This window comes from Pseudogracilibacillus amylolyticus (SeqCode), from assembly GCF_051918545.1.
Taxonomy (GTDB): domain Bacteria; phylum Bacillota; class Bacilli; order Bacillales; family Amphibacillaceae; genus Pseudogracilibacillus.
This window is the reverse complement of sequence record NZ_JBPPZG010000145.1, coordinates 1-9774: the sequence shown is the minus strand read 5'-3', so window position 1 is coordinate 9774 and position 9774 is coordinate 1. Positions and strand designations below refer to the sequence as shown.

General features: G+C 34.3%; 8 protein-coding genes. 3 read left to right on the top strand and 5 right to left on the bottom strand.

Translation table 11 applies throughout. The features are described from left to right. Positions 1–76 precede the first annotated feature (76 nt). The 4 genes from ACPYKA_RS14755 to ACPYKA_RS14740 form a co-directional block, all read right to left on the bottom strand. Complete coding sequence (locus ACPYKA_RS14755; protein ID WP_479542979.1) at positions 77–1642, bottom strand: Vga family ABC-F type ribosomal protection protein; 1566 nt, start codon at positions 1640–1642, stop codon at positions 77–79. A 614-nt stretch (positions 1643–2256) separates the two neighbouring features. Further along, a complete protein-coding gene (locus tag ACPYKA_RS14750; RefSeq protein ID WP_479542978.1) occupies positions 2257–3297 on the bottom strand; it encodes a TolB-like translocation protein in 1041 nt (346 codons plus the stop codon). After that, entirely contained in the window at positions 3294–4184 is an 891-nt protein-coding gene (locus ACPYKA_RS14745) for a permease prefix domain 1-containing protein (protein WP_479542977.1), read from the bottom strand. Before ACPYKA_RS14745 ends, ACPYKA_RS14750 begins: the two co-directional genes overlap by 4 nt. Beyond that, positions 4181–4504 carry a PadR family transcriptional regulator gene (locus tag ACPYKA_RS14740; RefSeq protein WP_479542976.1) on the bottom strand — a complete coding sequence of 108 codons (324 nt, stop codon included), beginning with the start codon at positions 4502–4504 and terminating at the stop codon, positions 4181–4183. Before ACPYKA_RS14740 ends, ACPYKA_RS14745 begins: the two co-directional genes overlap by 4 nt. A gap of 376 nt (positions 4505–4880) precedes the next feature. Here ACPYKA_RS14740 and ACPYKA_RS14735 point away from each other — a divergent pair, with 376 nt between their 5' ends. Then, positions 4881–5840 (top strand): acetamidase/formamidase family protein, encoded by a 960-nt coding sequence (locus ACPYKA_RS14735; RefSeq protein WP_479542975.1) that lies wholly within the window; start codon positions 4881–4883, stop codon positions 5838–5840. Positions 5841–6478: 638 nt separating this feature from the next. Here the strand turns inward: ACPYKA_RS14735 and ACPYKA_RS14730 are convergent. Then, entirely contained in the window at positions 6479–7666 is a 1188-nt protein-coding gene (locus ACPYKA_RS14730) for a chromate transporter (RefSeq protein ID WP_479542974.1), read from the bottom strand. A gap of 232 nt (positions 7667–7898) precedes the next feature. Here ACPYKA_RS14730 and ACPYKA_RS14725 point away from each other — a divergent pair, with 232 nt between their 5' ends. Next, positions 7899–8075, top strand: coding sequence for a hypothetical protein (locus ACPYKA_RS14725; RefSeq protein ID WP_479542973.1), 177 nt, complete (start codon positions 7899–7901; stop codon positions 8073–8075). 95 nt (positions 8076–8170) lie between these two features. After that, positions 8171–9283, top strand: a complete 1113-nt coding sequence (locus tag ACPYKA_RS14720; protein ID WP_479542972.1) for a serine hydrolase — start codon at positions 8171–8173, stop codon at positions 9281–9283. Positions 9284–9774 lie beyond the last annotated feature (491 nt).

Genomic DNA, 9774 nt, shown 5'->3' with positions numbered 1-9774 from the left:
GAATTAGCAATACACTATAATACTGGAGCTGAATTTGTCAATAATTTATTATGCTTGACAAATTCAGCTCACTTTTTTATTTTTCTAATTCTTTTTTTCTGGCTAATAGTTCTGTAAATTCTTTTTCCAATTTATCTGATGGTTCGATACTCAACTTACCTAACACCTCGGTTATTTTCGTTTGTAATACTAGCAGTTCTTCATCCTTTGAGTCTTTACTTTGAGTCTCATATCCTTTGTAAGCTTCATATGTCCCATTAAAAACATTCATTTTCTGATCCTCGATTGTAAAGATTCTATCCGCTATTCCCGTAATAAAACGGCGGTCATGGGAAACGAGAAGTATTGTTCCTTCATAATACCGCAGAAGACCTTCCAATGCCTCCATTGCTTCGATATCAAGAAAATTTGTTGGTTCATCTAAAAATAATGTGTTAATATCGCTCACAAATAGTTTTGCAAAAGCCACTTTAACCCGTTCACCACCACTTAACACATCTACTTTTTTATATACATCGTCCCGAAAGAAGCGAAGTCGAGCTAACACAGTTCGAATCAATGTTTCATTTTGAATAGAATTAGAACTGACATTTTCTAAAATAGAATTATTCACATCGAGCACATCTAAATTTTGACTGAAATATCCTATTTTTATCGCAGGGGAGACAGTGATTCCGTCATCTTCATTAAGAATTTTACGTAAAAAAGTTGTTTTACCAGTCCCGTTGTTCCCAATTATTGCAATTTTATCTCCGGCTCTAATATCAATATTTTCTGTCTTCCAAAGGAGACGATTTTCTACTTTGCCTGTAACCTCGTTAATACGTATTATAATTCTGCCTCTAATTGTATCTTCATTGGGCAAATCCATTTTAACTGGAGGCAGCTCTTTTACTTTTTCTACTTTCTCTAACTTTTCCAGTCGTGTTTCAATAGCTTTAGCGGCTTGCCGAAGTTTCTTTTGTTTATTTGCAAAATAAGGTTTTGCCCCCTTTATATTTGCTTCGGAAGCACTAATGTTTTTCGGTTTTTTAGTTGCACGTTGGGCTTTTTGCTCTTTTAATTGTAATGCTCTTTCTAATTGCTTTTTCTTTTCCTCATATTGTTCATACGCAGCTTCATGTTGTTTTTTCTCAAGCTCTTTTTGTTCAACATAATTTGAGTAATTTCCTTGATAAATCGTTAAATTTCCGTCATCTAGCTCCCAAATAGTTGTACAAAGCGAATCTAAAAACGCTCTGTCGTGTGAGACGAGTACAAAGGCACCTTGCCATCTCTTTAAGTGGTTTTCAAGCTTTTCAATATTTTTAGTATCTAAATTTGTAGTAGGTTCATCAGCGAATAAAATATCCGACTTTGTTGCGATCGCTTTATTTATATATTCCTGCGTTATCTCGCCACCACTTTTCGTTGTATTGGTATGTTTAAGTTGTGGGAGGAGTTCGCATGTAGCATTTGAAATAACATTGCCTTTGGATGGATTTTTGACTTTAGCGAGCACTTCCAGTAATGTTGTTTTCCCGCTACCATTACGTCCGACTAATCCAATTCGATCTTTTTCTTGAATCCGTAAATGATTAATATCAAACAAAAGCTGATCTCTAATGTTCATCATTAATTGGTTAGCTTCTAATAAAATCATATACTCATCTCCTCAGTTTATAAATTAGGAGACAAAAAAGCCTCCATTCGTTTTCAGAATAGGAGGCATGAGTGAACAGCAAAAAAAGAGACTTCTCCCTTTTTTGCTTGAACTTAAGACACCAATCCTCCTTCCGAAAACCTAAAGTCTAAAAAGCATAACAAATTAAAACAGTAGTCACCTGTTTTAATTGCGCTTTCCTAGGTTGTTCAGATAAATAGGATTAGTTGTCCATTCGATTGGGTCACCCTTTACGTTAATTGTTATTGTCATTATATGAGATATGCAAGTATTTGTCCATAGTGAATAAAAAAACAATTGGATAAATCAGATAAAAAATGATGAGTAAGAAGTAATTCTTTGTTATTTCATCATAACAAATTAACTCTCGTTTGGAAAAGCTTTGTTGACCTTAGACTGACTTTTTTTGTAGATCTGATATATGCGAAACAATCGGTTTACCGACTGAAAGAATATTCACTTTAGTTTATCGGGGTGTTTTTGCCCTGAAAAAAAGGTTATTGAAAACATTCATAAAACAGTAATGAATTGAAAGGGGAGAAGGGAATCAAAAAATTTCCCTTCTACTGTTCGCTAAATTGGATCTAACTAACTTAAGTTTCTAATTCATCAAGTGATAATTCCACTTCAGTCATGTTTTCTCCATCTAGATCCATTCGGTACAAATGATAATCCGAATATTTTTGGGCAAATTGTGTATCAACAATAAAATAGATAAAGTTGTCATAAATAAGAGGACGAGAAGTATACTCTTGTAAATTTGTTAATTGCGTTTCTTCGTTTGTATTCGGATCGTATTCAAATAGTTCATATTGAAATATTCCACCAGAGTTTGGATTACTAACAGATTGATAGATTATTTTCTCCTCATCCGATAAAATGACAAAATCATAAATATCGATTTCTTTATTTGGATCGCTAACAACGGATAATGCTTCCGGATCGTCTAATGGTATTTTAAAAATTCGTGAATTCGCATCAAATACTTCTTCCGCTGACTCAGCAGTTTCATCATCAACCATTTGAATATATACAGCATTATCGGAAGAAGAAACTTGTAATGAATCCATGGAATACTTTTTTAGGTTCGTGTATTGGGTATGTTTTTCCTCTGAAATCAGATAACTAAATAAATCGAAATCATGTGGATTCGCCCTTGCGATTGGTGAATAGTTTTCGAAAGTATCGGCTTTAATATAGAAAAGTTGATCTCCATCCTTAGGGTCAAAAGCAAGTTCTGTAATTAAGCCTGCTTTTTGAAAAAGATTCGTCTCTTCAAGTGTTGCAATATCTATAACATTAATCGTACTAAGTAGTTCAGTTTCTACATCTTTTGGACTTATACTATAAGCGATTGTAGAGCCGTCCGGTGAAAAAGCAATATCATTTATAAATTTTTCTTCATGGATCGTTAACGTCGAAATTTCATTTTCATCGTTTTTTATAACGATTTTTTGCCGTCCTTTGTCATACATTACATAAGCAATCGTCCCATCGGGGGCTATATCAAAAATTTCTGTTAATCCATTCAATTTTTCTTCTTCCGTTTTATTAAACATGAACCCTACAACTACTAAACATAATGTGATAGTAGCGATTATTGCAAAAATAAAAATAATTTTTCTTTTATTCAACTAAACAACACCCCAATCGGAAAAACACTCCAAATTAAAAACAAAAGTGCGATGATGAGTATCAGAAACGGAATTATTGCTAAAACAAAAGCGATTTTATTTTTGTTCTTTTTGATAAAACGAAATTGAATAAAATAAGCTATCAACCAAACGCTTAAAGGAATGAAAATCCACAACATAGATGGTGGTATACTTTCAGAGAAAAGTAATATTGCCCATAAGAAAAATAATGTCAAAGCAGTAACTGCAATTCCAGCACTAATATTTAAAAAATGAAGCCATTTAACGTGTTTTGCAAACGTACTTAAATGGTAGTGATAATCAATAATTGTTGTACGATAAATAAGGAAAATAGTAAATAATAATATAGAGATAGCAATAAAACTAAGAAAACTAGAAATAGTGTGACTAGTATTTGCAGCAAGTAATACTCCAAGTAAATAAATAAAGACATGACAAATTAAAGCTGTGTTAATCCATCTTTTACGATCAATAGAAGGAAATACTTGAAGTGCAAACAGTAATAAAACGGAACTCGTAGCAATAGATAAAATGAGCCAAATTATTTCAGCATCGCCATCACTAATTAAATGAACAAGATAAGCGAAAATAGAATAGAAAATCGATAATACAGAAAGCAATAGAAGAAAAAGTTTTCGAAGCGGAAACATCGCTTCTTGCATTTCATTTCCAATCGTTTTTGAATCACCGAAGCTTTCCATTGCAAGTTGTGCTGCTTCTGTCTTAGTAAAGCCTTCTTCTATGAATTTATTACAAGTTAATTCTAAATGAATAAGCATTTCTTCATAAATATCTGCTTTTTCTTCATCAGTACCATCAATTTGGGAAATGATTTTTACTATAAATTTTTCAAAGGGGCTTTTCATATTAAACTCTCCGAACTCCGTTTTATTAAATCAGTCATCCATTCCCAATTCTCTCTTTTTTTCTGTAATTCAACTTTTCCATCTTTGGTAATATGATAATATTTTCGTCTGCCACTGTCCGTATCTTTCCAATAGGATGAAATCCAAGCTTTTCGTTCCATACGTTTTAAAGCTGCATATAATGTACCTTCACTCATTTCGTACGTGTCATCACTTAAGTGTTTAATAATTCGTGTCATTTCATAACCATATAAATCCCTTTGCTCAATAAGAGATAATAATAAAATATCAATACTTCCTTTCATCATTTCTTTATCCACAAAATATCGCCTCCTTTACCTATTGCCATTATATTACGATGTACATCGTAATGCAAGGTGTATTTTCCGCCTTACAAAAAATGTAATTAAAAAAGGAGTTGATGAACAAATGAAATTCGGCAAAGTATAAATAATCGGATGCGGGGAAGAAATAGTTAAAAAACTCTTTTCCATTAGGCGATAGAAGAATGGAGTTTACATTCAAGTCTTTAAAAACGCTTGGAATTTATAAAAATTGGCGCAGGGAATTTAGAATATAGGATTAATTCCATTTTTTCGTCATAATATAGTAAATTTTAAAGAACAATTTACTTTCAGAAATTGATAAAAATGTTTCAATATACTTGTATGTCAAAATTTAAAGGAGAATATCATCATGACTATTCATCATCATAATCACCTATATATGACCATTCATGATTTTCATTCACACAAACACTATGGATGGGATAATTCGATTGAGCCAATTGCTGAGGTTAATTCAGGACAAACTATCAATTTTGAAATTACTGAAGCTTCTGGAGGGCAATTTACGAAAAATTCTACTGTAGACGATGTGAAAAAAATAGACTTTTCAGAAGTTAACCCTGTAGCAGGACCAATTTATATAAAAGGTGCTGAACCCGGGGATACGTTAGAAATTGACATGCTAGACTTCCGTCAATTAGAGTGGGGATGGACAGCGATTATTCCTGGCTTTGGTTTATTAGCAGATGATTTTCCAAATCCAGCTATTAAAATTTTTGATCTAGCCAAGCGTCAAAAAGCTGAATTTTTACATGGTATAGATCTTTTTATTAAGCCTTTTCCAGGAACGGTTGGTGTTGCTCTACCGGAATCGGGGAATCATGGTATCGTACCGCCACGTCAGAATGGTGGGAATGTAGATATTCGTCATTTAGTAAAAGGAACAAAACTATATTTACCGGTTTTAGTTGAAGGTGCACTATTTTCGATTGGTGATACACATGCTGCCCAAGGTGACGGGGAAGTGTGTGGAACTGCAATTGAAGCATCGATGGAAACAACAATCAAGTTTAAGTTGCATAAAGGTAAAACAATTGCTGAACCACGTTATGAAATTCCAGGACCATCAACTCCAGAAGCCGATAGTATGGGTTACTATGTTACTACTGGGCATGGATCTAATTTATATGAGGCATCTCAAAATGCAATCCGTTATATGATCGAACATATTGTTGACACGTACAAAATGTCTGATGAAGAAGCTTATATGTTATGTAGTGTCGCAGTTGATTTACGAATTAGTGAGATTGTCAATGCACCGAATTATCTTGTTTCGGCATTTTTACCAAATGCGATATTTAAATACTGATTCTTAAGGGATTGGGAACGAAGAGTTTTACTTAAAGAGAAATCCGAACTATCATCTAAACTTCTTCAATTAAAGTTTGAAATAGTTCGGATTTTACATGTATTTGCTTTAATAAACTAATTGCTAACTTCCATAAACTGTTGAGTAGTGCTTAGGTTGTTTTACGCTACGAACCGTTGCTTTCCGCGGGCACGGCTTCAGCCTCTTCCGGAAGCAAAAACCGCTTCCTACAGAGTCTTCAGACACGTGCTTTTCCCGCAGGAGTCAACGGTTCTACGCTCCAAACAACCACCATAATTAGTGTAATTCACGCTCTTAGGCGCAATCCCCAGCGGAGGAAATACATGGAGACTCCTGCGGGAGGAAAGGCCTAGGTGAGACAACGCAGTGCGTAGCACAAGGAAGGCTCAACAGCCGCCCGCGGAAAGCGGAATGTACTTCCGTAGCGGCATTTTACTTTGCAACTAGCTACGGAAATCAACGGTACTGTGACTAGGGTTTAAATTTCCACTACTGCACTGTTTCCTTCAACTATGTATCAGTGACTGCTGTTGAAATAGTGACGTTCAATACATCTTATTCTGAAATTTTGCGTTTTTATGACTGCTTATTCAACTTATGTTCAGCCTCTTTTTATATCAAAAGTATGAAATTAAACATCCACCAATTAGCCCAGATAATACGATCATCCAAGGAGGTAGTTTCCAAAAAACAAGCATACTAAAAAGAATAGCCGCTAAAGCAAAATCTATTGGTCTTAAAATCGAACTTGTCCAAATTGGCGTATAGAATGCTGAGATTAAAATTCCGACCACGGAGGCGTTTACTCCCATTAATGCATTTTTTATACTTGGGTTTTTTCTAAGTGTATCCCAAAAAGGTAATGTTCCTAAGATAAGCAAAAATGCTGGTAAAAAGATTGCAAATGTAGCAAATAATCCACCCTGCCAACCGTGAATAACTGTTCCGATATAAGCAGCAAATGTAAATAACGGTCCAGGCACTGCTTGCGTGGCTCCGTACCCAGCAAGGAATTGTTCACTTGTTAACCAAGCAGACCGTACGAATTCCTGCTCTAACAACGGAAGAACAACATGGCCACCACCGAAAACGAGTGATCCGGAGCGGTAAAAGCTATCAAATAGAGCTATCCAATCATTTGGAAATAATTTTCGTAAAATAGGCAGAATGATTAGAAGTCCAAAAAATAAACTCAAACAAATATATCCGATTTTATGGGATATACGAAAGTTTTTAATAGATTCAGCTTTTTCCATATTTTCGTTTCGATACATAAAATATCCGATAATCCCCGCTAGTAAAATAACGCTAACTTGTGTGAAGGCTGTTTGCCATATTAAAGTTATAACTAATGCAAATAAAGCGATTGTTCGTCTTTTTAAATCTGGTGTTAGTTTATTTGCCATTCCAATTATTGCATGAGCTACAACTACAACTGCTACAATTTTTAATCCATGAATCCAACCTGCGTTGGCAACATCAAACGTGTGAAGGAGAGAAGCGAATAGAATAAGCGCTAAAACGGAAGGGAGAGTGAAGCCGATAAAAGAAAAAATTCCTCCAAGCACCCCGGCACGCATGACACCAATCCCGATACCAACCTGGCTGCTGGCCGGTCCCGGTAGAAATTGACATAGGGCAACTAGATCTGCATAACTTTTCTCATCCATCCATTTTCTTCGGTGAATGTACTCTGCATGAAAGTATCCTAAGTGTGCAACAGGCCCACCGAAGGAAGTGAGTCCAAGTTTTGTTGAAACGAATAATATTTCAAAAAGTGCTGTTACTTTATTTTTTTTAAGCAATTAGCGGGTTCTCCCTTCAGAAAATCAAGTTGTTCAATACTAACAAACTATCATGGAGGTGTTGCATTATCAAGCTTTTCTTTGTAAAATATATGTAAAATGTATTGTAATTACACCAATAAGTACAGTTCTAAATTTGCCGTTCATACGTATAGTAGAAAATAGCATCAGTTACAGCCATTTTAGCTTGTTCATTCATATCCTATATTAAAATTTTAAGGAGTGGAGTGAAATGGGTAACCGGGTAAAATTGTTGCAAATTAGTATGTGGGCAATCGTGATTCTTTCTATTTTATTGTTTGTAGTAATTATTATAATCGGCCATACCAATTCGTTTGACTTCTTTTTTAGTCAAACAGGGGAGAATTCTATCGTCTTTGGCAATATGAACGTGATGAATATAACCTAGCAAAAGTAGTTTCATAAAAGAATCCTTTCTACTATGGAAGGGTTCTTTTTTAATATGATAGACTTATGGTAAGTATTGTTGAAAGGAGAACTAATGTGATCAAATATTTAGTAGTAATTGGAAGTATTTTCGGTATTATTTTATTAATTGGTGGTGGTTTTGTCTATTGGCTGAATTCATCTAGCCCGACATATGTATGGAAAAAATTAAACAAAAATAAGATGAACGCTTCGATCGTTTTTAATGAGAATAGTAAGACAAGGCTGGCAATTAATTCTGAGAAGCTAATGCCGTTAGCTAGTACAGTAAAAATAGTAGTAGCGCTTGAATATGCTTATCAGGTAAAAGAAGATGTGATCGATCCTAATGAGCAAATTAAATTGTCCGAGCTTGAGATGTTTTATGTTCCTAACTTAGATGGGGGTGCTCATGAGATTTGGTTAGACTATATGAAAGAGACTGATCAAATTAAGGATGACAGTGTTTCATTAAGAGAAGTAGCTAGGGGAATGATGGCAGTTAGTTCCAATGCAAATACTGAATATTTGATGGGGAAATTAGGGATCGAAAATATTGAAAATCGTATGTCGACACTTGGCATTGTGGATCACACTCCGCTATATTACTTTACATCAGCCCTTTTTATACCATTTGAAATAAAGAAGAGTGAGTATCCAAATGAATCAATGGAAGATATAAAAGACGAGATTATTCATAAGATGCGAGTTATGGAGGATGAAGAATGGATTAAACTCGCAACTCATATTCATGATACTTTAGAAAAGGAAGCAGATTATAAGAGCAATGCTAATATAACAGAATGGTGGGATGTAGATTTTGACCGTTACTTTTCTGATGCATTTATTAAGTCCACCACTTCGGAATATGCAAAAATTATGGCAATGATCAACGATGAAAAGTTCCCGGCTGTCGCTCAAAAAGAATTAGAATATGTGCTTAGCATGCTTATGGAGAATGAAGCGAACCAAGAATGGTTAAAACGTGCCGGAAAAAAAGGCGGCTCCACTATTTACATTTTGACTGATGCTTTGTTTGCGGAAGATATAGTTGGTAATAAATATGAACTAGTGATATTTTTCAATGACTTAAAATGGTATGAAGCGTTTAAATTAATGAAAAGCTTAAATGAATTTGAATTAAAACTTTTATCGGATAAATCATTTCGTGATGAAGTCATTAATCAATAGTTTTCGACTTGTCATGTTTTAACGACCTAGGATCGATTTGTGAAAAAGCATGCAAAAGTATTTTTTTCTAATATATCTCGTTTTAAACTTGGTACTAAATTGCACTTTTTAATAATAAATCTATGAAAAGAGATTGGTAAAGATGTAAGTTGTACATTGATAATTCGATAAAGTACAGGGGAAAACATCATGAAAAAACAGCATTCTTACTAATAATCTCTTTTGTAATTATAATCGGATGTGTGTCAATTTTTATAATCCGAGCTAGGTGAACCTCCCCCACTAATTGCTGACGCAATTTGAAGGGGACTGCGCCTTCGCTTTTTTGTTCCAATTTAATAGTTTAAATTAGGTTGAAATTTCATAATTTTACTTTTATAAATTTTATCCGTAAACTGTTCAGTAACTTAGGTTAATTTGCTCTGTAAATATCTAAACAAAGTTGTGATATAAAATACCGCTACGGAAATACACTGCGCTTTCCGTGGGCG

Excerpts from the sequence above, each read along its gene's own strand:
- ACPYKA_RS14755 (WP_479542979.1), bottom strand. The coding sequence starts at position 1,642 with ATGATTTTATTAGAAGCTAACCAATTAATGATGAACATTAGAGATCAG.
- ACPYKA_RS14745 (WP_479542977.1), bottom strand. The coding sequence starts at position 4,184 with ATGAAAAGCCCCTTTGAAAAATTTATAGTAAAAATCATTTCCCAAATT.
- ACPYKA_RS14735 (WP_479542975.1), top strand. The coding sequence starts at position 4,881 with ATGACTATTCATCATCATAATCACCTATATATGACCATTCATGATTTT.
- ACPYKA_RS14725 (WP_479542973.1), top strand. The coding sequence starts at position 7,899 with ATGGGTAACCGGGTAAAATTGTTGCAAATTAGTATGTGGGCAATCGTG.